Source organism: Streptomyces mirabilis (genome assembly GCF_039503195.1).
Taxonomy (GTDB): Bacteria; Actinomycetota; Actinomycetes; order Streptomycetales; family Streptomycetaceae; genus Streptomyces; species Streptomyces mirabilis_D.
On record NZ_JBCJKP010000001.1, the window covers coordinates 9,536,323 to 9,560,543 of the forward strand.

Sequence of the window (24,221 nt, forward strand, 5' to 3'; positions counted from 1 at the left end):
CGCTCCTGAGCCACCGCGCGTCTCACTCAGGCCCTCGGACCAAGGACCGCCCGTGTGCGCGAGCAGGCGTCGTCCGTGATCACCTGTCCGGTATGGGGCGGACGGTGAGGATCTGTTGTGCGTGTCCGACCGGGCCGTTGAGGTCGTGCAGGACGGTGCTGGTGAGGCCTTGGCCGGTGGGGCCGAAGGTGACCGTGGTGTCCAGGCCGGTCCAGTGGCCATCGGGTTGGCGGTGGAGGTGGACCGTCAGGTCGACGTTGGGGTACATCCAGGCGGTGGGCGGCTGTCGTACGGCGATGCCGTTGGCGGTGTCGACGAGGGCGAGGTAGGACGCGAGCGTGCTGCTCGGCTCGTCGGCGACGAGGGCGTGGGGGGTGGAGATCCAGGCGGTCGTACGGCCCGCCCGGGGCGGTGCGAGCGGGCGGACGTCCAGGGAGGCGATGTATCCGCCGGGCCACAGTGAGGCCATCGGCCACGGGGTGAGCGCGTGAGGAGGGGTGAGCCGGTCGCCGGGGCCCCCGGCGACGGCGGAGGTGTCGACGGTGGCGAGGAGCCAGGCGCGGGCACGGACCACGGGCCGGTCGGCGATGAGCACGACGGCTTCGATCAACTCGATGGTGCGGCCCGGGCGGATGGTCTCCACCCGGATCTCGCACTCGTCGAGGGCGGGTCGGCCCAGGATGTCGTAGCTGATCCGGGCCGTCGCCAGGCCGGAGTCCGGCCGCCCGGCCAGATGACGGTCGATGGCGTGGACGACGAGGCCGCCGAGCGGGCTGAAGTGCTGTTCCTCGGGGTCCCAGGCTCCGCCCGCGTGGGCGGTCGGCTTGTAGCGGTGCTCGTCGATGCGCTCGTAGTAGCTGTCGGGGACCGGGGTGCCGGTGTTCAACGGACGTTTCTCCTCGGGCGGTTCGCGGGGCTGTTCAAAGGGCTGATCACGGGGCTGATCACAGAGTATTGAGCAGGACGACGCAGACGGCGGTGCCGACGCCCACGCTCAGGATCGTGCGGCGGCCGAAGGCCGGGTGGACGCCGACGGTGACGGCGACCGCGAGCAGTGCGTACCCCGTTCCGTGCGGGTCGCGCGTGATCGTGCCGTGCAGGGCCGTCACGGCGAGGATCGAGAGGATGCCGACCGGCATCCCCACGGACAGGTGCCGCACCAGCGCCGAGCCGCGCAGGTGCGCAGTACAGCCAACGGCAGGGCGCGCAGGGCGAAGGTGAGAGCGAAGACGATCGCCAGGACGGTGAGGAGATACGAGGTGCTAGGCATCGGTGGACTCCTCGGCGGGTCGGCGAGTGGTGAACGTGTGGCGCACCAGGAGCAGGCCGACGGACATCAGCAACGCGGTGAACAGGGCGAGGCCCGGGGTCAGTACGAGCGCGAGCGCGGCGCCGGCACCGGCGAGCAGGACCGAGGGGAGTTCGCTGCAGCGGAACGCGTCCAGGGTGAGCACGGTGAACAGGGCGCGCAGGGCGAACTCCAGACCCTTGGTCGGCGCGGGCAGCGCGGCGCCGAGAGCGACCCCGACCGGAGCGCCGCCGACCCAGTAGGTCTCGCAGGCGATCTGCATCGCCAGCAGTCGGGGCGCCGAGCGTTCCGCCTCGGGCAGGGAGGCGTTGACGGCATATGCCTCGTCGATCACGGCGTAGACGGCGTAGGCCTTCGCGACCGGGTGTGGCCCCGTGACGGTGGACCGTTCGGTCGGGGACGGTCAGTGGGGGATGGTCACCAGCACCCTGCCCCGGCCGCCGGCGTCGACGCGGTCATGGGCCTGGGCGATGTCCTCCAGCGGGTACCGGTCGCCGACGTCGACGGTGAGGGCGCCCACGGCGGCCGCGGCGGTGAGGTCGCGGGCGGCCTGACGTCTGGCCGCGGCGGGGAAGTCGTCGCTGCCGAGCAGCCGCAGGGTGACGTTGTTGAACAGCAGTGGCCAGAAGGGGATTTCGGTGCGGTCGGCGCGGGTGGCGTAGGCGGCGATGACCGCGTCCGTCGCGGCGACGGCGGTGTCCAGGTCGGCGTTGTCGGAGAGTGCCACTTCGATGATGCGGTCCACGCCCCGGGGCGTGTACCTACGGATTGCCGCCGCCGGGTCGGCGGAGTCGAGGGCGACGGCGTGGGACACGACGGCCGGGTCGACGCGGTCCAGGTCGTCGCCGCGGCGGACGGTGGCGAGCACGGTGGCTCCGCCCCAACGGGCGAGCTGAGCGGCCAGGGAGCCGACCCCGCCGAGCACTCCGTGCACCAGCACGGTCCTCCCGTCCACCGGCCCGTCGCCGAACACGGTCCGGTGCGCGGTGATCCCGGGAATGCCCAGGCTCGCGCCGAGTTCGTCGCCGAGGTGGTCGGGCAGGGGAACGGCCAGGTCCTCGGGCACGACGGTGTACTGGGCGGCGGTGCCGAAGGGCCGGTACGACTGGGCGCCGTAGACCCAGACCCGCTGTCCGACCCGGCGCGCGTCGACACCGTCCCCCACGGCGTCGACCACTCCGGCGGCATCGCTGTGCGGAATCACCCGCGGATACGGCATCGAAGAGCCGAGCCAGCCGCGCCGCTTCTTCGTGTCCCCGGGATTCACCCCCGACACGGTGACACGAACCCGAACCTCACCGGGGCCGGGCTCGGGGTCGGGGAGTTCGCCGACGCCCAGCACGGCCGCGGCCGGGCCTTGTTCGTCGTACCAGGACGCAAGCATGTGGGACCTCCGTCGTCTCTCGGCTCGGGGATCTTCGAGCGTAGGGGAGTGTTCCCGGTGCGCGCGGCGCCGGGCTCGGGGGCGTCCTCGCCGAGGACCTCGCGGAGCCTGCGCGCACAGGGGCCGGTCGCCGTCGTGGAAGAAGTTCGCCGGTTCCTCCAGGCAGGCGAGGTGTCGGCGCGGCACCGCGTGCTGGTGCCGGTGAGGTCGCGGGGTTCGGCGCCGGAGGAGTGCACGGATACCGCTCCCTGGAAGGCACCTTCCTCGGCGGCCGCCTGTTCTCCGGACGCCAGGCAGGAGGCGCGGCGGACGCCGCGGTCTGAGCCGCACGGTCGGCCGCACACCGACCTCCCGAAGCGCGCGACCGCTCTCCGCCCACCGGCACCTCAGTGGCCCTGCCTGGGGCATTGCGCTCCAGGCGCGGCCGCTGCGTGCCGGTCGGCGGCCGCGCGGGTCGGTTCCCGCCGAACGGCGGGTGCACAGCCGGTCGCCAGGGCCTCGGGTGGAACGGAATCCGCCGTACACGCGATCGAGTTCGGCGGCGAGACCGTGAGCGTGGAGAAGAACGCGGACGGCGCCCGCGACTTCACCGAGCCGCGGCGTGGTCGGTCAGCTGGTCCAGAAAGCTGTCGACCGTGGCCACGGGGGTCGGCCAGCCGAGTCGTCGGCCGAGCCGGGCCATCTGGGGCTGTTCGAAGGCGGACATGGACGGATTCCTGTCTCCCTCCAGCCAGCGCTCCACAGGACCGTCCCACCGCACGCGGCCTTCGGACAGGACGACGACCCGGTCGAAGTTCTCCGCGCAGAAGTCCGTGTCATGGGTGATGGCCAGGATCGTCTTTCCCCGCTCGTGCAGGTCTGCGATGAGCTCTTCGAGCAGGACGACGGAGCGGTGGTCCTGGCCGGTGGTGGGCTCGTCCAGGACGATGATCGGGGTGTCCATCGCGAGGACCGAGGCGAAGGCGACCCGTTTGCGCTCGCCGAACGACAGATGACGGGGATGGCTGTTCGCCTCCCCGGTCAGGCCGGTGACCTGCAGTGCCCACTGCGTGAGGGCGGTCCGGCGGTCGGCCGGGAAGCCGAGGTTGCGGGGGCCGAAGCCGACTTCTTTGGCCACCGTGGAGGCGTGCAGCTGGTCGTCCGGGTTCTGGAACACGAAGCCCACGCTGCGGGCCAGCTCGGCGATCTCGAGCCCGGCGGCATCGCGACCGTCCACCGTGACCGTCCCCGACGTGGGGCGGGCGATGCCGATCAGGTGCCGGGCCAGCGTGCTCTTGCCCGCTCCGTTGGGACCCACGACCGCCACACGTTCGCCGGCCCTGACGGTCAGTGAGACGTCCGCGAGCGCGGTCGTTCCGTTCGGATAGCGATGGGAGAGGGAGTCGACGCGCAGCACCATCACATGCCTCCGGCGGTTCTCGTGCTCTTGAGCGAGGCGGTGAATCCTTCCGCGGCCGCCTCCAGGGTCGCCGGCAGCGGACGGTCCGACTCCCACAGGCCGCGCCCGGCGGCGCGGCGTGCGGCCGTCGTGTAGCGCAGCGGAGCCACTCCCCACTCCGCGAGCCGGGGGTCGGTGAGGACATCGGTCGGCGGCCCGTCCGCGGCGATCCGCCCCTCGTTGAGGATCACGACGCGGTCCGCGTACCGGGCCGGCCGTTCCAGCCGGTGCTCGAACAGGATGACGGTGACGCCCTGCGCCCGCAGGGTCTCCAGCGCCTCGAACACCACGCCGGTCGCCACCGCGTCGAGCTGTGAGGTCGGTTCGTCGAGCACCATGACGGCCGGCCTCATCACCAACGCCGATCCGATGGCCAGAAGCTGCTGCTGTCCACCGGAGATTTCGTACGGGGAGTGGTCGGCCAGGGCGGTGAGCCTCAGGTCGGCCATGACGCGATCGACGCGTCGGATCATCTCGGCCCGCTCGACACCGAGGTTCTCCAGACCGAAGGCGAGCTCCTCGCGCAGCGAGAACCGTGCTCCAGACAGCTGGTTGAACGGATTCTGCATGACCAGGCCGACCTCGCCGACGAGTTCGGACGGCTGCGTCTCCGCCAACAGCCGCCCACCCACCCGTGCCGATCCCGTGGTCTCGCCGCCGGTCATCTGCGGGACGACGCCGCTGACGACTCCCGCGAGGGTGGTCTTGCCCGCGCCGTCGGCACCGGCCACGGCACAGAACTGGCCACGCGGCACAGCGAGATCGATGTTCTGGAGGGCGGGTCGGGAGCCGGTCGGATAGGTGAGGGAGAAGTCCCTGAATTCGATCACCGGAGCACTCCGAGTACGTTGGTGACGACGGCGGCGAGCGCGCACAGGCCCATGACGGTCCGGGCGACCCGTTGCGTCGCGGTGTCCGGCACCTCGGTCAGATACGTGGGGCGGCGGGTGGTGCCGAAACCCCGGGTCTCCATGGCCACCGCACGGTCCCCCACTTCCGTGAGGGCACCGAGGATCAGCGGCCCGGCCATCGGAACCAGGGCCCGGACCCGGCCGCGCAGCCCCGTGACCGGCAGGCCGCGCGCCTGCTGGGCGTGCAGGATGCCCTGGGCCCGGGTGGTGAGGGCGGGCGCGATCTGCAGGGCGGCCGAGACGACGTAGACAGTCTTCGGCGACATGCCGCGCTGTGTCATCGCGCTCATCAGCGCGCCGGGTTGTGTGGTGAGGAGAAGCAGGAAGAATCCCCCCATGAGCGCCAGGAGACGCAGTGCGGTCTGCGTGGCAAAAACCAGGCCCTCATATTTCAATTCCAGGGGGCCGATTTCAGCCACCACCCGGTGAGTGTCCGGATAAAAGAAGCCCTGAATCAGGTAAACCGTGAGCGCGACGGGCACCCACAGGGCAAGAAGCATGGGTACGAATTTACGAAGGGTTCCTGAAATTATCACCAGGGGAAGTACCGTGGCGCAGAAGAGCAGCAGCGGCCACCAGGTCATGGTGAGGGCGAATGCGGATACGGTGACGGTGACCGCGAAGGTCAGCTTGGTGAGCGGATTCAGCCGGTGCACGGGGGAGTCGTCGGTGGCGTGCGGGGATATGTCCATGCGGGTCACGTCCTTCTCGGCATGAGGCGGTGAACCGCCAGCACCCGATGCTTCTGCACAAAGGGGAAACGGTGCACATAGCCGGAGGGCAGGCCTGCCAGCAGGGTCAGGGCCAGTGCGACGGTCAGCGCTTTGTCCAGGGGGTCCGCGACCAGCCCTTGCAGGCTGGCGGCCTTCAGCATGCTGTTTCCGTAGGCCTGGAACGTCGCGATGACGGCCGACTGCCCCACCGTGCCGCCGGCGTTGCCGAAGACGAAGGCGGTGATGGGGGCGGAGACGATGCCGGCGGCCACGCCGATCACACCTCCCGCGAGCAGGGCGGTCGGCAGGCGCCGGAACCAGCCGGCCCGCGCCAGGGTTCCCGCGATGAAGCCGATCAGGGCGGCGGTCACCGCGTAGGGCAGGGCTCCGGGAGTGATGGTCATCCCGACGACGATGCTGGCCAGAGCCCCGGTGGCGGCGCCCGCGGCCGGTCCGGCCAGGACGCCGACGAGCACGGTGCCGATCGAGTCGAGTTGGAGCGGCAGGCCGCTGAAGTAGACGATCTTTCCCATCACGATGTTGATGGTGATCGCCACCGGCAGCAGGGCCACGGTCGTCGTCGGCAGCCCCGCCACCGCGCCGGAGACGATCAGCATCGCCCCGAGGGTGTAACCGCACAGGGCGAGCAGGGCGGCCGGACCGCCCACGCCGCCGTGCACGGAATCGGGTTTGGCTGAAATCAGCCCCCCGTAAGTGATGGCGACGATTACCGCGCCGATCCCGATACGCCAGCGTGGAGAGAGGCGCCAAGGATTTAACAAAATCCGGCCTGTCACTTGATCTGCCACCCCCGTGTGTTGGCAGGCCCCATTGGCCGCCGGTCATCATGCAGAGACCGAGTCGTCGGTGTCAACACCGACCCGCGTCCGCCCGACGGGGACGTATTTCCCTTCGTCAGGGAATTGAAAACGTCATTGACAAACCAAGATCTCCAACGCTCTACTCGATTGGAACCGAGCTCGCCACGGATGTCGCTATGTCCGGTTTGAAGGCAGGTGGCGAGTTTTTCGTCTATCACCAGAAACGGGGAAGATGTCATGGCCAACTACCAGTCGTTTGCGGATTCCTACACGGCCGGGCTGCGCGACGTACTCGCGGACGGCAATGACGTGGACTCGGTGCGCGATCCGCTCTCCAAAGCCTCGGGTTTCGGCCAGAACGACCGCCCGTACCGCGAACTCCTGGCCTACCAGAGCCGTCTCGCAGACCCGACCTCCTGTCTCGCGGTCACCCCGCACCTTCCGGTCAATCTCTCCTACTGCTTCGGTCTGCTCGCCTGGTCCCTGGACGGCCGCAACGACGTCGACACCCCGGCGTACTACCGCCGCGGAGCCCATGAGTACTCGGACGACCAGCACACGCTGAGTGGTGCTTTCGGCCATCGGCTGCTGACCTCCAGGGGGAACCAGCTGGAGGAAGTGGTCGGCCGGATCGAGCGCGACCCCGCCCACCGGCGTGCCTTCGCCCTGGTGTTGCAGCCCGAGGACAATTTCCGCCAGTCGCGGGAGTACCCGTGCGCCGTGGGCGTCCACCTCTTCCTCCGGGACGGCGCGCTCACCTGGATCACCGTCATGCGAGCCCAGCAGGCGCTGACGGTCCTGCCCTACGACGCCTTCCTCTTCATGGGGATGCAGCAGTACGCGGCTTCGCTGCTGAACGTCCCGAGCGGCCCGTACATACACCAGTCGGGCACCTTCCACTTCTACGAGAACGAGGTGGAGCTGGCCCGGAAGATCACCGAAGCGCCCGTGGAGGCCGTGGCGCTGCCCGCGTTCCCGGGCACCCCGGACGGCGGCCGGGAGACCGCGCGCGAACTCATCGACTTCGAGCGGCGGCTTCGGCTCGCGGCACAGTCGGGCGACGTCTCCACCGTGGACGAGATCGCCACGCACAAGGCGAACACCGAGTTCGCCGACGTGGCCCGGGCCTGCCTGGCCACCCACGCCTACCGCAAGTTGGGCGACACGACGTCGCTCGTGACCAGCCCGGCGTCCAACGGTGGCGTCGCGAACCTCATCGCCGCGATCTGATCGCGCCGGGGAGTCACACGTGAGGACAACGATGCGTACCCCGCTGAAGCCGCGCCGTCCGGACGCGGCGGCATCGGGCGGGAAAGTGACGGAACTCGTCGTCCGGCGGCGCCGGTTGTTCACGGCGCACCCGGGCGAGGCCCGGTTCACCTATCCGGTCATGGCGGCACTGGTCCCGGTGGCGACCAGCAGAGGCGGGGAGGTCGCCTATCCGGGTGATCCGATGTGCCTGTACTCGGCACTGACCCTCACCATCCAGCGCTCGGTGGCCCGCCTGAGTGCGGGGCTGCCCGAGGAGCCCTCCCTCGACGACGTCTGCCCCGACTGGGGGCACTGCCCGGACGACGACTACCGCCGCACGGCGAACGGGCCGCGGACCACGCTGATCGCCGACAGCCGGACCACCGACGGCCACGTCTTCGACCCCCGCATCTGGGACGAGGTGGCCCAGGAGCGTTTCATCGCCGAGCTCCGCGCGCTCCAGCCCAAGGTCCTCCTGCTCAGCGCGGTGTCGGCGGCGCACCGGTACGCCCTGGAGATGGCCGAGCTGGCCAAGGTCCACGCACCCCACTGCGTCGTCGTCCTCGGCGGCCGGCACGCCGACGAAACGATGAAGTACCGCGACGCCGACGGCACGGCGGACTTCTCCTGGAGCAGCACGGTGGAGGTCGTCCGCGACGGCCGCGCGGATCAGGTCGTCGACTTCGTGGTCGCCGGTGACGGCGCCCCTCTGCTCGACCTGCTGCTGCGTGCCCTGTCGCTGACCGTCACGCCCGGCTTCGGTCCGACCGACAACGCGGCGGTGCTCGACGCCCTTCCGCTGGTCGCCGACGCCGAGGAAACACTCCGCGGTTCGGGCACGATCGTGGGCTTATGCCCCGGTGAGGCGGTGGTGGTGCCGGTGCGGGGCGAGCGGCTCAGCTCGGCCGAACTCCCGTCGCCGTACGAGGCGTTCTCCATCCGCGCCCGCTTCGGCGTCTTCACCGAGGCGGGCAGCCACCCGCTCGGCAGCCGCACGGCGCACATGATGACGCTGGACTCCTGCCCGTTCAAATGCACCTTCTGCTCGGAGAGCATCCAGGTCTCCCAGCGGCCCACCCGCTTCGCGGTGAGCGAGACCGAACACGTGGCACAGCGCGTCCGCCGGCTCATGGACTGGGGCGCGGAGGCCGTGTTCTTCGACGACCCGGTGTTCTGGGGCGGGAACTGGAAGGCGATCACCGAGTTCTGCCAGGACCTGCTGCGCCAGGGCACGGACCTGCCCGGGGGCACCCGCCTCGAGTGGGGCGGACAGCTCACCGTCGACGTGGTGCTCAACCGCGCCAAGGCCGACGAGGTGCACGCCGCGCTCGAACTGATGCGCCGCAGCGGCTGCACCTACATCTACATCGGCATCGAGAGCATGGCCGAGAGCGTGATGGCCCACGTGGGCAAGAACCTGCTGCGCCGCAACCCCGAGGCCTGGGTGGGCAAGGTGCGCGAGGCACTCGCGATCATCCGGAGCCACGGCATCCGGGTCGGCAGCTCGGTCCTCTTCGGTCTGGACGGCGAGAGCCGGGAGACCATCGAGGAGACGATCGAGCAGATCGGCCGGCTGATCGACGACGAACTGCTCGTCATGGCCAGCCCCAACATCCTCACCTACCATCCGGGAACGGCGATCACCGCCGCACACGGCCAGGACCGACTGGACTATCACTCGCGCAAGGACAACAGGCCCCCGTACACGTACTTCGAGGAGGCCTATCCGGAAGTCGTCTCCCAACTGCTCACCGAGGACGACATCTGGTACATCCACAAGTCCGCGGCCGAGCGCTGGGGCACCGTCCGCAACAGCGCGGCCGAGCCACTGACCGAGGCGGCCAGATGACCACCCGCACCGACAACAGCCTTGGGAGGGCGCGTGCTTGACGTCGATCGCAAGAGTTACTGGGGCGACTACTACTCCTACTTCCCGGCCCTGGCCCGCTACATCCCGCTCGGCGAATACGCCCGGCGCGTCCAGCCGCGCGCCTGCGTCCTGGGCGTCTCCGACGGCAAGTTCGCCCTGCCGCTGCTGCGCGCGGGCTGGCAGGTCGTCGGCGTGGAGAGCGACGACCTCTTCCTCAACGGCGGTGAACTGGACCTCGTCGACGGCCACCACGACGTCGTGGGCCTGCGCCAACGGCTCGCCGCCGAGGGCCTGGAGGACCGGTGCACCGTGGTGGAGCAGGACTACATGACCCTGCCTGCCGAGGGCGACTTCCAACTGGTACTGGGCAGCGGCCTGTGGTCGATGCCGCCCAACCGGGCCCACACGATGGAAGCCCTCGTCCACCACGCGATGGACATGGTCGCTCCGGGCGGACTCTTCTTCGGTGAGTACCTGATCGGGCTCAACGACGACGAGCGGAGTTGCGGCTACTACCCGACCGCCACGGAGATGGAGCGGATCGTCACCCGGCCCGGCTGGGAGCTGTTCGAGAACGCCGACCTGGGCATCCGCGGCGAGAGCCACCTGGGCTACGAGCAGTGGCACTACCACCGGTACGCGGCCGCCATCGCCCACCGCATGCCGCCGCCCCGTGAGCCCGCTCGGGAGAAGTGACCTTCGTGACCGGAACGCATCTCAGCGGCTGTCCCCGCATCCGGGGGACAGCCGCCCGGCTGTCGTGGTCACCGATCTCGACGGCACACTGCTGCTGTCCGACGGCAGCGTGAGCGAGCGCGCGGTGGCGGCGCTCCGCGCGGTCGCCGCACAGGGGACCCGCGTCGTCTTCGCGACGGCCCGCCCGGCCTGGTCCGCCCGCGGGCTGCTGTCCGCCGCGTCCGGTCTGGGCGCCTTCCTGGTGTCGTCGAACGGCGCCGTCGTCAGCGACCTGGACGGCGAGGGCGTACGACGGATCCGGGCGATGACACCCGCCACCGTCCGCGCCGAGATCGCGGTGCTCGGGCAGCGCCCCTGGGCCGTGGACCGGGAGCACGACCGACTGATCGGCCCCGGCTGGCCCGACATCCTGGCGAGTGGTGCCGAGACGGCCCTGCGCGTCGGTGACGTGCCGGACGGCTCGCCGGTGCTGTGCCTGATGGTGCACATCGATTCCGCCGCTCCGCCTGCGGCGCTCGGGGTGCGCGGCGCGGTGCGGTGGACCTCCTCGGGGCCGGGACTGCTGGAGGTGTCGGCCCCGGAGGCGGACAAGGTGTCCGCCGTCGCGTCGGTCCTCGCCGACCTCGGCATCGGCTGGGGGGCGGTCGTCGCCTTCGGCGACGCGCCCAACGACACGGGGCTGCTCGCCGCCGCGGGCCTCGGCGTGGCCGTCGCGAACGCGAGCGCGGACGTACGCGAGGCCGCCGACGCCCTCACCGCGTGCAACGACGACGACGGCGTGGCCGCCTGGTTGGAGGGAATGTGTCTGTGTCACGTGTGAAGACCCTTGCGGAGGCCCGCCGGGTGTGGATCGTGGGTGGTCCCGGTTGCGGCAAGTCGACCCTCGCCCGCGCCCTCGCCGAACGGCGTGGCATCCCGCCCGTCACACTCGACGCCCTCTTCTGGGGACCGGCCTGGACACCGGTGCCCACGGAGGTCTTCCTCGCCGGCGTCGAACGGGAACTGACGGCCGACACCTGGGTCGTCGACGGTCAGTTCGCCGCGAGCGTCGAGGCCTTCGCCCACCGCGCCGACTGCGTGGTGTGGACGGATCCGCCGCTGCGTGTCACCTGGCCGCGCCTGCTGCGCCGTACGGTACGGCGCTGGATACGCCGTGAGGAACTCTGGGGTGGTGTCCGGGAAACGTTCTGGACCGTCGTCGGCCCCCGGTCCATCCTCTGGTACGCCGTGCAGGTCCGCAACTCCCAACGGCTCGCCAACCAGAGGCTGTTCGACGAGCTCAGCGGCACCGGCATCCTGCTCCTGCACACGCGCGACAGCGATGTGCGATCTCTGCTGGAATGAACTCCGGCACCGTTTCTCCCTACACTCATCCGATCCACCTTTTCTGGAGTTTCCCCCATGCACGTCTCCTCGTACGACTCCGTTGACCAGCTGCCGGCGGCGGAATGGGATGCTCTGGTGATCGGCGGAACGATCTACTCCAGCAGCGGCTTCGCCGGTGTACGCGCGGAGGAGTTGCCCCCCGGAGCCACCACCCGCTATCTGTTGGCGCGTGACGCGCAGGGAACGCCGGTCGCGGGAGCCGAGGCGTACGCGTTCACCCGTCCGCCGCACCTGCTCTACACCCCCGCCGACCTGCTCGCCGGTCTGATCGACGACGAGCGACACGCCCAACTCGCCGCCCGACCCATGGTGTTCGGCGCGGGCTGGTCGGAGTTCCGCGGTCAACTGCCGGGCCGCGAGGGAGTGACGGCACAGGAGCGCGCGCAGGCGGTGCGAGCGCTCACCGCGCGGACCCTCGACTTCGCCCGAACCGCCGAGGCGGACGTGCTCGGGTACTACTACCTGCCCCGGGCGGAGGCGCTGGAGGTCGCCGAGGCCCATGCCGAGGACGGGGCGGTGGTCCTTTATCACGACGTGGAGACGGTCCTGCCCGTCGGTCTGTGGCAGAGCCTGGACGACTACTTCGCCTGGCTGCCCTCCGGCCGACGGCCCCGCGCCCGGCGGGAGAGAAGGGACTTCGGCCGCAGCGGGCGGACCATCCGTGAGGTCTCCCTCCCCGAGGTCGTCAAGGAGATCGCCCCGCTCAACAGCGCGCTGATGCGCAAGCACGGACACGCGTACGGCGAGGAGCGCGCGGCAGCGGTGTACGACCGCCAGGGACGCCACCTCGGCGACCGCAGCACGCTCCTCCTGGACGAGGACGCCGGGCAGCCCATCGGTTTCGCGCTGCGATACCGGCACGGCGACACGCTGTACGCGCGCGTGGCTGGTTTCGACTACTCGGTGCCCAACGTGGCCGACTATTTCAACCTGGTCTTCTACCACCCCATCGAGTCGGGCGCCGGCCGCACCGTGCGGGCGATCCACCTCGGTCTGGGCACCTTCCAGGCAAAGCTGGCGCGCGGCGCCCAGCCGCATCCCCTGTACAGCGTGTTCGTGGGAGTGGACCGGCCGTTGGCGGCGGACGAGAGAGAGGTCCGCGAACGCAACCGGGCCGAGGCGGAGGCGTTCGGCGCCGAGTACGGCCAGTACGTGGTGGGCGGGTTGAACACCGACGACTGGCTGCTGTGAGCAAGGGGAGGAAGGCACATGCCTGATGTGAGGCACTTCGAGACGATCGACGACATCGACCGGGAGGCCTGGGACGCGCTCGCGCCGGGCAGTCGCTTCTACCAGAGCCATGCCTGGCTGCGGGGTCAGGAGCGGCCCGAGTTCGCCACCCCGGGTTACCTCACCGTCGAGGCCGACGGCCAACTCCTCGCCGGGACGCCGTACTACGACTTTCCGTCGGAGAACGCACCGCCCCTGCCGGACGTGTCCGAGGGCCACACCGTGCTCAGACTCGGTACCCGCACCGGCTACCACAACGAGTTTCTGCTGCCGAAGGACCCCGGAACGGCAGAGGAGGCACTCGACGCCCTGGTCGCCGGTGCAGCCGAGAGGGCCGCGGCGCTCGGCTGCGACGCACTGCTCTTCGACTTCCTCACCACCGACAGTCTGCGGCTGCTCGCGGGCCGGTTCGGGGTGCGGGCGCAGCTGCGAGCCGCCGAGGCCGTGGTGCACAACGACGGCGGCACCTTCGAGTCCTACCGTGAGCTGCTCGGCCGCAACGTCCGCAAGCGCGAGTACGAGATCCGGCGCTTCACGGACTCCGGGCTGCGGGTGGAGACGGCCCCGCTGTCCGCGTGCGTCGACGAGTTCGCGCCACTGGTCGCCCAGACCATGGACCGGTACAACGCCTCCCTCGACCTCGCGGAGATCCACACGTTCCTCACGGTCCAGGCGAACTGCCTGGACGACCTGAGCACCGTGTTCCGCTGCGTCGACGAGAAGGGGGAACTGGTCGGCGCCAGCCTGTGCTTCGCCTGGCGGGACACCTTCTACGCCCGGGTGGCCGGCTTCGACTACGAGCGGACGCGCAACGCCTACGAGTACTTCAACGCCGTGTACTACGAACCGCTCCACCACATGGAACGCAACGCGATGACCACGCTCCACCTCGGGCCCTCCGCCCTGAAGGCGAAGGTTCACCGGGGGGCCTCGCTGCACCCCCTGTGGGCGGCCGTCGTTCCCCTGCCGGCCACCGCGCCCGCCGGACTGCGACGGGACACGGTGGCGGACCAGGCTCTCGCCGACGCGGTCCGTGAGGAGGCGGGTGCCGGCATGAGCGAGGAGGAGTGGGACCTGACCCGCGTCACCCCCCTGTGAGGGAGGCCTCCGGGCCGTCGGGTTCGCGGACGGGCCACAGCACCGGGCAGAACTCCGGGTCGGAGTAGTCCGGTTGACCGGCGGGAGTCCTGCGGACCAGGAAGTCGTGTTTGTAGGGCTCCTGCCGGCCGTCGGACAGGGTGTGGTCGCGGTAGGCGTTCGTCCCGTCCTGGAGATGGAACGAGATGGCCCGGCGCGGCCGCGGACTGCGGTTGGCGCCGCTGCCGTGGTAGAGGAGACAGTGGTGGAAGGTCATGTGTCCCTTGGGAATGTGCACCGGAACCTTCTCGACCACGGCGCCGTTTCGTTCCGCGTCACCGTTCAGGAGATAATCGCGTCCCACGTCCCGCGGATCACCGACCGGCCGGGCGGCGCCGTGCCGATGCCGCCAGCGGTGGCTTCCGTTCACCATGGTGATCGTGCCCGATTCCTCGGTGCAGTCGTGGAACGGAACGAAGGCGGTGAGCATTTCGTCCGAGGAGCAGGTGGGCCAGAAATACTTGTCGAAGTGCCAGGAGACAATGTTCGACTTCTCCTCGGCGATGGGCGGCTTGTAGATCAGGGTGGCCTGGAAGACGCGTATGGAAGGTGTCTGTGCCAAGCGGGCGGCCACCGCCCCGATGATGGGTTTCCTTAGGATTTTCCGCATCGTTTCGTCTTGGTAGTGGATGTAGTCGTTGTTGCGTTGGACATCTCCGTCGGCGGGGGTCCAGTCGGCCAGTCGGTCCGGCCGTTTCGGAAGTTCCCGATCGCGCTGACCAGCGTAGTAGTGCTCGCTCGCGTCGGTCAGGGTGTCCACTTCGGCGTCGGTGAGCAGCTTCTCGGACAAATACCAGCCACGCTCCGAATAAAGTCGGACATCTTCCTCGGAAGGGAGCAGTTCGACTTCCTCGGCGGTAAGTCCTGAATGGTCGTACATTCCGCGACTCCTGTTACCGTGAATGGGGTGCAACAACGACATCCATCCGCACGCTAGCGGACCATGGTGCGCCATGCTAGCGTTGCCGTGATTTTTTTCATGAAGACTTGACCGGGGGTAGCGGTGGCCATATTCGACAAGGATATTCGAATCCTGATCGCGGACAACAAAGACTTCCGCAACATCTGGCTCGGAGAAACCTCGGCGCATTTCGGCGGACAGCTGACCAGTTTTCTCCTACCCTTGATCGCGGTCACCTACCTCCATGCCGACGGCACGGGCGTGGGACTCGTCTCGGCGGTGCAGTTCGTCCCCGTCGTGGTGCTCTCGCTGATCGCCGGTGTCATGGTCGACCGGTATCCGCCGCGCCGCACCCTCGTCACCGCGAGTGTCGCCCAGGGCGCGGCGCTTGCGGTGCTCGCCGCGTTCCAGGCGGCCGACGGGCTGAACTTCGGCCAACTTGTCGTCGTCGCAGCCGTGATCGGTGTCGCCACCGTCTTCTACGAAGTCGCCTACCAGTCCACGCTGCCCAGGCTCCTGCCGCTGAACTCCATCGCCGCGGCCAACGGCCTGCACCAGGCGACGTATTCGGTCAGCACCCTCGCCGGTCCGGCCGCGGCCGGCTTCCTCGTCGGCCAGTTGGGGGTGTCGCCGACCCTGACCGTGGCCGCCGCGTGCTCCGCCGGTGCCGCCGTGAGCGGTCTGCTGCTGCGGGGCGTCAAGGCCCCCGAACAGCCACGTGAGTCGGCACTGAAGGCGATCGGCTCCGGGCTCCGCTACACGTGGTCCCTGCGCCCGATCCGGGACCTGTGCGTTCAGGCCGGCCTGTCGAACCTGCACGAGAAGGCCTTCCTGACCGTCTTCCTGGTGTTCGCCGTCCGTGACCTCGACATGAGCGGCACCACCGTGGGCGTGATCACCGGCATCGGCAGTGTGGGGGCCCTGATCGGTTCGCTCTGTGCCACCCGGCTCACCCGACGGTGGGCCGTCGGCGCTGTGCTGGCACTGGGCGCGGTGCTGGCCGCGGTGGGGCTGCTGCTCGTACCCGCCGTCAGCCAGGTCGGCGGGTACGTCGCCGTGCTCGCGTCGGTCGCCATGATGGTGAACGGCTTCGGTGTCGCGCTGTTCAACGTGTTCGCCGTCAGTCTGCGGCAGGCCATTCCGCCGGAGCACCAGATCGGCGCGGTGACCGCGAGCTACCGCCTTGTCGCCCTGGGAACGCTGCCTCTGGGAGCCGTCGTCGGCGGTGCCCTGGCCGACGCCCTGTCACCCGGCAGGGCTCTGTGGGCCGTCGGGATCTCCTACCTCGTCGTCTCGTTCTGGCTCACGTTCTCCCCCCTCCGCGGGGCTCGCACGCTGGAGGAGGCACAGAAGCTCGGTCGTACGACGGACACGCCCGAGTCCCAGGACGCGGACCGGTCCCCCTCGGTCTGAGAGCGAGGCCGGGGCCCGAACTCGGCTGGGTTCCGCCACCGCTGACCCGCTGTGCACGCGGGACCGGCCACCTGGTGCGAGAGGAAGATCACGCCAGGTGGCGCGGTCTTGGCCCCGCACCCGACACGCGGTACGGTCGGTGCGATATCGATGACGGCAAGACGGAAGCCGGTGGGAAACCGGCACGGTCGCGCCACTGTGAACGAGAGGCTCCAGCCCGCTGGGACCTCTCGTGAGTCAGACCCGTAGCCGTCGTCCAGTGCACCACCGAGATGGGACGCGAACTCCCGAGGAGGTCCTGCCATGGCGCAGACCGTCGCCCAGCCGACAACCACCACCCCCGTCGTCCCCGCCAAGCTGCCGCTCAAGGCGATAGCTCCGTGGGCGGTCTTCTTCGGCATCCTGATGCTCGTCCTGCTGTACTTCGTCGGTGCCGAGCAGGGCGCCACCTCCGTCGTCTCCGGCTCGGACGTCCACGAGTGGGTCCACGACGCCCGCCACCTTCTCGGCTTCCCCTGCCACTGACCGAGGGGAACCCCAGCACCGCCATGAACTCCGCGACGGTAAGAAATCTGCTCGTGCGGGGCATGCTGGCCGGCCTCGGCGCCGGCCTGCTCGCCCTGGTTGCCGCCTACTTCCTCGGCGAGCCGAACGTCGACAGCGCGATCAGCTTCGAGGCGGCCCACTCCCACGAGCACGAGATGGAGATCGTCTCCCGCTCCCTGCAGTCCACCGCCGGTCTCGCCACCGGCGTCCTGGTCTACGGCGTCTCCTTCGGCGGCATCGCCGCGCTCGCCTTCTCCTTCGCGCTCGGCCGCGTCGGCCGCTTCAGCCCACGGGCGACCGCACTGCTGCTGTCCGGCTGCGCGTTGCTGGCCGTGTACGTCGTGCCGTTCCTGAAGTACCCGGCCAACCCCCCGTCGGTCGGCAACCCCGACACCATCGGCAGGCGGACCACCCTGTACTTCCTGATGATGGTGCTCAGCGTGCTCCTCGCGATCGCCGCCACCATCCTGGGCAAGCGACTGGCACCCAGGATCGGCACCTGGTACGCCACCGTCGGCGCGGTGGCCGCCTTCGCCGTCGTGATCGGTCTGGCGTACGCGTTCCTGCCGGTCATCAACGAGGTGCCGAAGGACTTCCCGGCCACCCTGCTGTGGCGGTTCCGTCTTTCCGCACTGGCCATCCAGACCGTCCTGTGGGGCGGATTCGGCCTGGTCTTCGGCGAGTTGTCCGATCGGTTGCTGAATCCCAAGCCGGTGACGGCCGCCGCGAACGGACGGGTCGCCGTCCCCAGCTGACACGACCCGCCACACGAGTGAGGGCCCCCGGAACCATCCGGGGGCCCTCTCGTGTTGTAAGTCCCCCAACGCCGGGGTGAGTTCCGTGGAGGAAGTGGCCAACGCGTGAAGGATTGACGGGAGTTGTTAAAAGTTGGAAGAATCCAGCTCGCTTCGCCGCGTCTGAAGTGAGCGAAGCGACACGAGTGGCTTGGGCGGCATGCCTGCCGCCGGATCCTGCGTCGGATCATCCAGTTCTGCCGTCCGCGTCGGTCACTCGCGCGCCATCACCTCCCACACTCTCGATTTCACAGAGGCTCATCTTGTCGCGTTCGCAACACTCCAGAACTCTGGCTGTGCTCGCCGCAACCGCATTCGCCACCGCCGCCGTGCCCCTGCTCGGCGCGGGGGTGGCCAGTGCCACGACCACCGGGGCGTGCGAGTCCGCCACGGTCCAGTACCGCATCGTCGGCGCCGACGGAAACGTCGTGGGCGCCGACTGGACCTCGCAGGGCGGGTTCCATCTCTGGGACACCGTTCCCGGGAGCGTCCAGGTCCGGCTGGCTCCGGGCCAGACGGTCGGGGAGGGCTGCAAGTACCCCGTGTCCCTCGCCGAGTACACCACCGAGGGGCCGAACTGGTACGTCTCCGGACACCAGAGCCTGGTCGACAAGGCCACGGTCTACCTCACCGCCGACGACGTCGCCGGCACGGACGACGCGAAGCGGACCTGGCAGAAGCTCACCGTGAAGACGCCGGACTGCTACGGCCAGATCGACCTGTACGGCGATGACATCACCTACGACGGGAAGACGGGGGAGGGACACGGCCCCGTGCCCTATGAGCCGGACAACGTCGTCACCCCCTACCACCTCATAGCGGCGTGGAACGGGGGCGAACAGCCGTGCACCCCCAACCCGTCGGACTCGTCCACCCCGACGCCGTCGGAGTCGACCCCGACCGCTCCCGCCACCCCGGTCACGCCCACGACTCCCGCGGGCGGACAGCCTCCCGCCGAGGAGACGACCCCGCCTCCGACCAGTCCCAAGCCCTCCACCACGCCTCCCACCACGCCGGACGTGCCCCCGCTGGCATCGACGCCGCCCGCCACCCCCGAGCCGTCGCCCAGCGACAGCGGGCCGCCGCTGGCGGAGACGGGTGCGAGCGCGCCGGTCGGCACCCTCGCGGGCGGCGCGGCCCTGGTGGTCGCCCTCGGTGCCGGGGCGGTGTACGCGTCCCGCCGCGCACGCCGCTCATGACATCGGCGCGAGGGGTCACCTTCGTGGCATAGCCCAGCCCGACAGCCCCGGCTCGGCGCCGTCAGGAAGCGAACTTCCTGACGGCGTCAGGGCTGACCGGGGTGAAGAAGTTGACGAGATTGCCGTCGGGGTCGCGGAACAGCAGCGAACGGTTGCCCCAAGGCATGGTGGTGGGCTTGGTGACGAAGTCCTCCACGAACCCGGTCAGGTTCTCGTACACGCCGTCGACGTCGTCGACGAGGAACTCGATGATCACGGAACGGTTGTCGGACGGACGGGCGGCGTCGGGCGCGAACAGCGGCACGGTGCGGACGCCGGCGATCGCGAGAGTGGCCGACGCCGTCCTGAGTTCGGCGAAGTCCTGGTGGGACCAGTTCGCCCGGGTGCCGGTCGCGCGCTCGTAGAAGTCGACGAGGCGAGCGACATCGCCCGTGATGACGCGGATCGAGACGAGGTTCACGATGATCTCCCGGTGAGTTGGGTGGGATACGTACTCACGGAGGCTAGGAGGGATAGCGGACACTTTCCGCCCGGTATTGCGGGGATACTTCTGAGCATGCCCAGGCCCACAGCTCGCGTGCTCACCCTGCTGGAGCTCCTGCAGTCGGGCGGCACCAGGACAGCCGCCGAACTCGCCGAGCGGCTCGACGTCGACGAACGCACCGTGCGCCGGTATGTGGACCACCTGGTCGACCTCGACGTGCCCGTCGAATCGGTGCGCGGCCGCTACGGCGGGTACCGGCTCGCCCCCGGCCGGCGCGTGCCTCCGCTCATGCTCGGCGACGACGAAGCGCTGGCCGTGCTGCTCGGCCTGATCGCCGGTCGCCGAGCGGGGCTGCCGACGACCACGGGCACCGCCCATGAGACGGCTGCGGCCAAGATCCGGCGGGTCCTGCCCGAGCGCCTCACCCGACGGCTCGACGCCGTGCTCGACTCCCTCGCCTTCACCGCTCCGCCCGACGAGACAGCCGCACCGCAGAGCGCGGTCCTGCTCTCGATCGCCGACGCGATCCGCCATCGCCGGCCGATCTCGATCCGGTACACCGCCGGAGACGGCCGGCACAGCGTCCGCACGGTGCACCCGTACGGGCTCGTCGTCCACTCGGGCCGGTGGTACGTAACCGGTGCGGAGCCCGAGAGTGGTGAGGACCGCACGTTCCGGCTCGACCGCATCGCGGACGCGCGGTCCCTGCCCGGCTCCTTCGAGCCGCCCCCGGGACTCGATCCGGCGCGGCGCGTCGTGTCGGGGTTCGCCGAGGCTCCGTACCGGCACGAAGTGATCCTGGGGATCCGGGGGACGGTCGAGCAGATCCGTGTCGGGCTTCCGGCAAGCGTCGCGATCGTCGAGGAGCCACGGGCAGCGGGCCGGGCGGACGGTGATTCCGAGCTCTGGTCGCGCGTCCGGTTGCGTGTGGAACGGCTCGACTGGTTGCCTCCGGTGCTCGCGTCGCTCGATCTGCCCTTCGTGATCGAGCGACCCGACGAGCTCCGCGAGCTCGTCGTCGCGCTCGCCGACCGGCTCGTGAACTCCGCCCGGCGGCGCCCGCCCGACGTACGACCGGTGCCGTGAGCCCGCCACCACCGTCACCACCTCCACGGTCGGCGCCGGTGACGGCGCGGGGCCGTGCCGGTGTCAGGCGGGCAGTGGCTGTTCGGCCCAGATGGTCTTGCCGGTGGGGGTCTGGCGACTGCCCCAGCGCTCGGCGACCTGGGCAACCAGCAGCAGCCCGCGCCCGCCCTCGTCGAAGACCCGGGCCCGGCGCAGGTGAGGGGCGGTGCCGCTGCCGTCGGAGACCTCGCAGATGAGCGTGGAGTCGCGGATGAGGCGTAGCCGGATCGGCGCCTCGCCGTAGCGGATGGCGTTGGTGACCAGTTCGCTGACGATCAGCTCCGTGGCGAACGCCGTTTCGTCCAGCCCCCACGCGGCCACCTGTTCACCCGCCACCTTGCGGGCCCCGGCGACGGCCGCGGGATCCCGCGGCAGGTGCCAGGTCCCCATCTGCCGGGCGTCGAGCCCGGAGGTGCGGGCCAGGAGCAGGACGGTGTCGTCGGTGGGACGGCCGGTCAGCACGGTACTCAGCACCTGGTCACAGGTCTCCTCCAGCGTGTCCGCCGGACTGCTGAGCGCCCGGCGCAGCAGTTCGAGCCCGACGCCGATGTCCCAATCGGCGGCCTCCACCAGGCCGTCGGTGTAGAGAGCGAGCAGGCTTCCCTCGCCGAGCTCCACCTCGGTGGACTCGTACGGCAGGCCGCCGAGGCCGAGCGGCGGCCCGGCGGGCAGGTCCAGAAACCGCACGGTGCCGTCCGGGGTGACCAGGGCGGGCGGCGGGTGCCCGGCACGGGCCAGGGTGCAGCGGCGGGACGCCGGGTCGTACACGGCGTACAGGCAGGTGGCCCCGACCTCACCCGACGTCTCCTCCGCCCGGCCGCGCGCCTCCGGACCCTCTTCACGGTCGAGCCTGATGACGAGGTCGTCGAGCTGGGTGAGCAACTCGTCGGGCGCGAGATCGACGTCCGCGAGAGTCCGTACGGCGGTCCGCAGGCGCCCCATCGTGGCCGAGGCCTGAATGCCATGGCCCACCACATCGCCCACGACCAGGGCGACCCGCGCGCCGGACAGCTGGATCACGTCGAGCCAGTCCCCTCCGATGTCGGCTCCGGAACCGGCCGGGAGGTAACGGTAGGCGACCTCCACCGCCGTGAGAGCCGGTGGCCGCTCGGGCAGCAGACTGCGTTGGAGCGCCAGCGCCGTGCGGCGTTCATGGGTGTAGCGGCGGGCGTTGTCCACACTCACCGCCGCCCTGGCGACGATCTCCTCCGCGAGCAGCAGGTCGTCCTCGCCGAAGGACTCCGGCGTCCGGTGCCGCAGGAAGTGCACCATGCCCAGGGTCACGCCCCGGGCCCGCAGAGGGACCATCATCACCGAGTGGATCATGTACTTGCCCACGGTCTCGGCACGGGCCGGGGACGATTCGACCCACGCCCGCAGCGCCGGATCGTCCGACCGGTGTCGGGTGCCCCGGCCGCTGACCAGCGCCAGCACGGGCAGCGAATCCGCCGGGTAGAGACTCGTGCCGCCCGCGGCGACCACCGACTCCGGGCATCCCGTCAGCACCGAGCGCTGCGCGGCACGGCGGACCGTGACCGACTCGCCGGGCGGCACCGACCGGGGCTCCTCGCCCTGCGCCACCGATTCCAGCAGGTCCACGGTGACGAAGTCCGCGAACCCCGTCACAGCCACCTCGGCCAGCTCTTCGGCCGTACGGGTCACATCCAGGGTGCTGCCGATGCGGAGGCTCGCGTCGTTGAGCACGGCCAGGCGCTGTCGGGCCCAGTACTGCTCGGTGGTGTCGAACACGGCCGCGGACAGCCCGTGCACCGTGCCGTTCTCGTCCTTCAACGGCGACAAGAACATCGACCAGGCATGCTCCCGCGTCTCGCCGGGAGCTTGGCCGTGCCGCTCATGAAAGCTCATCCGACCGGTGCGCAGCACCTCCCGCTGGAGGCGGTCGTACTCGTCGAAGGGCCAGTTCGGCTCGATCTCCGACAGCGTCAGGCCCCGCATCTCCTCCTCGGTCCTGCCCATCACCCGTGTCATGACCTCGTTGGCGGCCACGAGCCGCGCATCGAGGTCGTAGACCGCCACCGGCAGCGGGAGCTGCGCCAGTGTGCGGCCCCACATCGCGGACGCGTTCGGGTCGGACGGTCCGGCAGGGTTCGTCAGCGCCGCGCCGGTCACGAGCCAGAGCCTCCGGCGCGCCGCGTCCACCAGCGGCGCTCCTCGCAGCCGCACCACGACACGACCCCCCTCCCGGTGCCGAAGGGCCACCTCGGTGGCCCACTGGCGTCCCTCGGCGATGTGGCGCCGTGCGGAGGCGGGCAGGTCGGCGGCGAGCAGGTCGGTGGCGTGGTGGCCCACGATCTCTTCGGGTCCGTAACCGAGCAGCCGCGTGGCTCCGGCACTCCACACCATGACCGACCCCCGGGCGTCGACCACGACGGCGGAGTCCTCTGGCACGGGCGTCGGCACCTTTCCTCCGGATGCGACGTGCTCGCTGTCCATGGGTTCCTACCCTCGTCCTCGCCTCGGCGGAGCCCTGAGGAGCGCCCGGAGGAAACCAGGCGCGCATCGCGGGCGTCGTCTCCAGCCTCCCGCGGCGCCGTTCTGCCCTCAAGCCAGGGCACCGGCCGTATGCCGGATTCGTGCGCGGGGTCGGGTGGTGAGCGGTGCCGCCTTGCTCGTGCGGCGTGTCCGGCGCAGGCTGGTCGTATGGGTGTTCGTGAGGGCCCCACGCTGATCACGTCCGTGCAGCGGGCGTTTCGTCTGCTGGAGGCGGTGGGCGCGCACGAGAACGGTGTGCCGGCGAAGCATCTCGCGCGGGAGACGGGGCTGCCCCTGGCCACGGCGTACCACCTGCTGCGGACGATGGTGCACGACGGCTATGTGCGGAAGCTGGACGACGGCGGGTTCGTGCTGGGGGACAAGGTGCAGTCGCTGCACAGTTCGGGGCGCGGGCAGGCGTTGCTGGGGCGGGTGCGTCCCACGCTGGCGGCGCTGCGGGACGAGCTCACGGCTGCCGCGTATCTCACCTTCTACGAGGAGGGTGAGATACGGGTCGCGGAGATCGTCGACAGTACCCGGGCGCCGCGGGTGGACCTGTGGGTGGGGATGGAGGACGCGGGGCACGCGACCGCGCTGGGCAAGTGTGTGCTGCGGGAGCTGGACGACGAGTCGCGCGGGGACTACCTCTCGCGGCATCCCCTGGCGGATCTCACGCCGCGGACGATCACGAGCCCGTCGGAGCTGTTGCGGCGGCTGGACTCCTCGCCGATGGCTCCGGCCGTCACGGATCTGGAGGAGTACGCGCTGGGGACGGTGTGTGTCGCGGTGCCGGTGTACAGCGGGGAGACGCTCGGCTCGCTCGGAGTCTCGCTGCCGGTGAACCGGCTCTCCCGGCTCGAGGAGGTTCTGGAGCGGTTGGCCCCGACCGCGAACCGCGTGACCAGGAGCCTGTCGCTCACTATCTGAAATCCCTGTTCTTGCCGTGACCGTGCCGAACCCGTTTCCTGGATGAAACAGACATTTCGGAGTGCGGTGACGCACGGTGAGGACTGCGGACGAAACATGAGTCAGGTCCGAGACCATGGTGGCGACCACTGGCCGATAGGGCCGATCAGGAATCGTGTGGCCGGTCCCGGGGCGTCGGCCCGGACACGCGCCG

General features: G+C 70.1%; 25 protein-coding genes, 1 pseudogene and 1 riboswitch. Of the genes and pseudogenes, 14 read left to right on the forward strand and 12 right to left on the reverse strand.

Features of this window, described 5'->3' with window-relative positions:
* Positions 1-79: 79 nt before the first annotated feature.
* The 5 genes from AAFF41_RS43205 to AAFF41_RS43225 form a co-directional block, all read right to left on the reverse strand.
* Positions 80-886 carry a thioesterase family protein gene (locus tag AAFF41_RS43205; protein ID WP_319751162.1) on the reverse strand — a complete coding sequence of 269 codons (807 nt, stop codon included), beginning with the start codon at positions 884-886 and terminating at the stop codon, positions 80-82.
* A gap of 58 nt (positions 887-944) precedes the next feature.
* Complete coding sequence (locus tag AAFF41_RS43210) at positions 945-1,139, reverse strand: hypothetical protein (RefSeq protein ID WP_319751161.1); 195 nt, start codon at positions 1,137-1,139, stop codon at positions 945-947.
* Positions 1,106-1,270 carry a hypothetical protein gene (locus tag AAFF41_RS43215; RefSeq protein WP_319751160.1) on the reverse strand — a complete coding sequence of 55 codons (165 nt, stop codon included), beginning with the start codon at positions 1,268-1,270 and terminating at the stop codon, positions 1,106-1,108. Before AAFF41_RS43215 ends, AAFF41_RS43210 begins: the two co-directional genes overlap by 34 nt.
* Positions 1,263-1,643, reverse strand: a complete 381-nt coding sequence (locus AAFF41_RS43220) for a hypothetical protein (protein WP_319751159.1) — start codon at positions 1,641-1,643, stop codon at positions 1,263-1,265. Before AAFF41_RS43220 ends, AAFF41_RS43215 begins: the two co-directional genes overlap by 8 nt.
* Positions 1,644-1,712: 69 nt before the next feature.
* Entirely contained in the window at positions 1,713-2,693 is a 981-nt protein-coding gene (locus AAFF41_RS43225; RefSeq protein WP_319751158.1) for an NADPH:quinone reductase, read from the reverse strand.
* A gap of 74 nt (positions 2,694-2,767) precedes the next feature.
* Here AAFF41_RS43225 and AAFF41_RS51915 point away from each other — a divergent pair.
* Positions 2,768-3,016: pseudogene (locus tag AAFF41_RS51915) on the forward strand (hypothetical protein); the annotation flags it as partial.
* Positions 3,017-3,279: 263 nt separating this feature from the next.
* On the opposite strand, the gene AAFF41_RS43230 reads toward AAFF41_RS51915, so the two are convergent.
* From AAFF41_RS43230 to AAFF41_RS43245, 4 genes are read right to left on the reverse strand one after another with little or no spacing between them, the layout of a single operon-like run.
* Positions 3,280-4,092: an energy-coupling factor ABC transporter ATP-binding protein gene (locus AAFF41_RS43230; protein ID WP_343325788.1), complete on the reverse strand. Its 813-nt coding sequence runs from the start codon at positions 4,090-4,092 to the stop codon at positions 3,280-3,282.
* A complete protein-coding gene (locus AAFF41_RS43235) occupies positions 4,092-4,961 on the reverse strand; it encodes an energy-coupling factor ABC transporter ATP-binding protein (protein WP_319751156.1) in 870 nt (289 codons plus the stop codon). Before AAFF41_RS43235 ends, AAFF41_RS43230 begins: the two co-directional genes overlap by 1 nt.
* A complete protein-coding gene (locus AAFF41_RS43240) occupies positions 4,958-5,734 on the reverse strand; it encodes an energy-coupling factor transporter transmembrane component T family protein (protein WP_319751155.1) in 777 nt (258 codons plus the stop codon). The genes AAFF41_RS43235 and AAFF41_RS43240 overlap by 4 nt, the downstream gene beginning before the upstream one ends.
* A 5-nt stretch (positions 5,735-5,739) precedes the next feature.
* Complete coding sequence (locus tag AAFF41_RS43245) at positions 5,740-6,564, reverse strand: hypothetical protein (protein ID WP_319751154.1); 825 nt, start codon at positions 6,562-6,564, stop codon at positions 5,740-5,742.
* Positions 6,565-6,813: 249 nt separating this feature from the next.
* Between AAFF41_RS43245 and AAFF41_RS43250 the strand changes: the two genes are divergently transcribed.
* The 7 genes from AAFF41_RS43250 to AAFF41_RS43280 all read left to right on the forward strand — a co-directional run bounded on the left by AAFF41_RS43250 (position 6,814) and on the right by AAFF41_RS43280 (position 14,107).
* On the forward strand, positions 6,814-7,806 hold the full coding sequence (locus AAFF41_RS43250; protein WP_319751153.1) for a thymidylate synthase: 993 nt from the start codon (positions 6,814-6,816) through the stop codon (positions 7,804-7,806).
* Positions 7,807-7,837: 31 nt separating this feature from the next.
* Entirely contained in the window at positions 7,838-9,676 is a 1,839-nt protein-coding gene (locus AAFF41_RS43255) for a B12-binding domain-containing radical SAM protein (protein WP_319751152.1), read from the forward strand.
* Between the two features lie 33 nt (positions 9,677-9,709).
* Positions 9,710-10,393, forward strand: coding sequence for an SAM-dependent methyltransferase (locus AAFF41_RS43260; protein WP_054232549.1), 684 nt, complete (start codon positions 9,710-9,712; stop codon positions 10,391-10,393).
* Between the two features lie 64 nt (positions 10,394-10,457).
* Positions 10,458-11,213, forward strand: a complete 756-nt coding sequence (locus tag AAFF41_RS43265) for an HAD family hydrolase (RefSeq protein ID WP_343325789.1) — start codon at positions 10,458-10,460, stop codon at positions 11,211-11,213.
* Complete coding sequence (locus AAFF41_RS43270; RefSeq protein WP_079174028.1) at positions 11,210-11,737, forward strand: P-loop NTPase family protein; 528 nt, start codon at positions 11,210-11,212, stop codon at positions 11,735-11,737. Before AAFF41_RS43265 ends, AAFF41_RS43270 begins: the two co-directional genes overlap by 4 nt.
* Positions 11,738-11,794: 57 nt before the next feature.
* Positions 11,795-12,970 (forward strand): GNAT family N-acetyltransferase, encoded by a 1,176-nt coding sequence (locus tag AAFF41_RS43275; protein WP_343325790.1) that lies wholly within the window; start codon positions 11,795-11,797, stop codon positions 12,968-12,970.
* An 18-nt stretch (positions 12,971-12,988) separates the two neighbouring features.
* The gene (locus AAFF41_RS43280; protein ID WP_143604067.1) at positions 12,989-14,107 is read left to right on the forward strand and encodes a GNAT family N-acetyltransferase; all 1,119 of its coding nucleotides are present in this window, start codon (positions 12,989-12,991) and stop codon (positions 14,105-14,107) included.
* On the opposite strand, the gene AAFF41_RS43285 is transcribed toward AAFF41_RS43280, so the two are convergent.
* Complete coding sequence (locus AAFF41_RS43285) at positions 14,094-15,026, reverse strand: phytanoyl-CoA dioxygenase family protein (protein WP_343325791.1); 933 nt, start codon at positions 15,024-15,026, stop codon at positions 14,094-14,096. The two genes, AAFF41_RS43280 and AAFF41_RS43285, sit on opposite strands and share 14 nt — an antisense overlap.
* Before the next feature lie 123 nt (positions 15,027-15,149).
* Between AAFF41_RS43285 and AAFF41_RS43290 the strand changes: the two genes are divergently transcribed.
* From AAFF41_RS43290 to AAFF41_RS43305, 4 genes are all read left to right on the forward strand, one after another.
* Positions 15,150-16,460 carry an MFS transporter gene (locus AAFF41_RS43290; protein ID WP_319751147.1) on the forward strand — a complete coding sequence of 437 codons (1,311 nt, stop codon included), beginning with the start codon at positions 15,150-15,152 and terminating at the stop codon, positions 16,458-16,460.
* A gap of 119 nt (positions 16,461-16,579) precedes the next feature.
* Positions 16,580-16,728, forward strand: a riboswitch (cobalamin riboswitch).
* A 35-nt stretch (positions 16,729-16,763) separates the two neighbouring features.
* Positions 16,764-16,985 (forward strand): CbtB domain-containing protein, encoded by a 222-nt coding sequence (locus tag AAFF41_RS43295; RefSeq protein WP_054232543.1) that lies wholly within the window; start codon positions 16,764-16,766, stop codon positions 16,983-16,985.
* A gap of 23 nt (positions 16,986-17,008) precedes the next feature.
* Entirely contained in the window at positions 17,009-17,761 is a 753-nt protein-coding gene (locus AAFF41_RS43300; protein WP_343325792.1) for a CbtA family protein, read from the forward strand.
* A 335-nt stretch (positions 17,762-18,096) separates the two neighbouring features.
* Positions 18,097-18,999, forward strand: a complete 903-nt coding sequence (locus tag AAFF41_RS43305; RefSeq protein WP_343325793.1) for a hypothetical protein — start codon at positions 18,097-18,099, stop codon at positions 18,997-18,999.
* A gap of 61 nt (positions 19,000-19,060) precedes the next feature.
* Here the strand turns inward: AAFF41_RS43305 and AAFF41_RS43310 are convergent, their stop codons facing one another.
* Positions 19,061-19,459, reverse strand: coding sequence for a VOC family protein (locus AAFF41_RS43310; RefSeq protein ID WP_319751144.1), 399 nt, complete (start codon positions 19,457-19,459; stop codon positions 19,061-19,063).
* Positions 19,460-19,555: 96 nt separating this feature from the next.
* Here AAFF41_RS43310 and AAFF41_RS43315 point away from each other — a divergent pair, with 96 nt between their 5' ends.
* A complete protein-coding gene (locus AAFF41_RS43315; protein ID WP_343325794.1) occupies positions 19,556-20,569 on the forward strand; it encodes a helix-turn-helix transcriptional regulator in 1,014 nt (337 codons plus the stop codon).
* A 63-nt stretch (positions 20,570-20,632) separates the two neighbouring features.
* On the opposite strand, the gene AAFF41_RS43320 is transcribed toward AAFF41_RS43315, so the two are convergent.
* The gene (locus AAFF41_RS43320; RefSeq protein WP_343325795.1) at positions 20,633-23,062 is read right to left on the reverse strand and encodes a SpoIIE family protein phosphatase; all 2,430 of its coding nucleotides are present in this window, start codon (positions 23,060-23,062) and stop codon (positions 20,633-20,635) included.
* Between the two features lie 207 nt (positions 23,063-23,269).
* On the opposite strand from AAFF41_RS43320, the gene AAFF41_RS43325 reads away from it, so the two are divergent.
* Entirely contained in the window at positions 23,270-24,028 is a 759-nt protein-coding gene (locus AAFF41_RS43325; RefSeq protein WP_319751141.1) for an IclR family transcriptional regulator, read from the forward strand.
* The last annotated feature ends 193 nt before the right edge of the window (positions 24,029-24,221 follow it).

Coding starts and splice junctions, on each gene's coding strand:
- AAFF41_RS43210 (WP_319751161.1), bottom strand. CDS start 1,139: ATGCCGGTCGGCATCCTCTCGATCCTCGCCGTGACGGCCCTGCACGGC.
- AAFF41_RS43215 (WP_319751160.1), bottom strand. CDS start 1,270: ATGCCTAGCACCTCGTATCTCCTCACCGTCCTGGCGATCGTCTTCGCT.
- AAFF41_RS43225 (WP_319751158.1), bottom strand. CDS start 2,693: ATGCTTGCGTCCTGGTACGACGAACAAGGCCCGGCCGCGGCCGTGCTG.
- AAFF41_RS43230 (WP_343325788.1), bottom strand. CDS start 4,092: ATGGTGCTGCGCGTCGACTCCCTCTCCCATCGCTATCCGAACGGAACG.
- AAFF41_RS43240 (WP_319751155.1), bottom strand. CDS start 5,734: ATGGACATATCCCCGCACGCCACCGACGACTCCCCCGTGCACCGGCTG.
- AAFF41_RS43250 (WP_319751153.1), top strand. CDS start 6,814: ATGGCCAACTACCAGTCGTTTGCGGATTCCTACACGGCCGGGCTGCGC.
- AAFF41_RS43255 (WP_319751152.1), top strand. CDS start 7,838: ATGCGTACCCCGCTGAAGCCGCGCCGTCCGGACGCGGCGGCATCGGGC.
- AAFF41_RS43275 (WP_343325790.1), top strand. CDS start 11,795: ATGCACGTCTCCTCGTACGACTCCGTTGACCAGCTGCCGGCGGCGGAA.
- AAFF41_RS43280 (WP_143604067.1), top strand. CDS start 12,989: ATGCCTGATGTGAGGCACTTCGAGACGATCGACGACATCGACCGGGAG.
- AAFF41_RS43285 (WP_343325791.1), bottom strand. CDS start 15,026: ATGTACGACCATTCAGGACTTACCGCCGAGGAAGTCGAACTGCTCCCT.
- AAFF41_RS43295 (WP_054232543.1), top strand. CDS start 16,764: ATGGCGCAGACCGTCGCCCAGCCGACAACCACCACCCCCGTCGTCCCC.
- AAFF41_RS43300 (WP_343325792.1), top strand. CDS start 17,009: ATGAACTCCGCGACGGTAAGAAATCTGCTCGTGCGGGGCATGCTGGCC.
- AAFF41_RS43315 (WP_343325794.1), top strand. CDS start 19,556: ATGCCCAGGCCCACAGCTCGCGTGCTCACCCTGCTGGAGCTCCTGCAG.
- AAFF41_RS43320 (WP_343325795.1), bottom strand. CDS start 23,062: ATGGACAGCGAGCACGTCGCATCCGGAGGAAAGGTGCCGACGCCCGTG.
- AAFF41_RS43325 (WP_319751141.1), top strand. CDS start 23,270: ATGGGTGTTCGTGAGGGCCCCACGCTGATCACGTCCGTGCAGCGGGCG.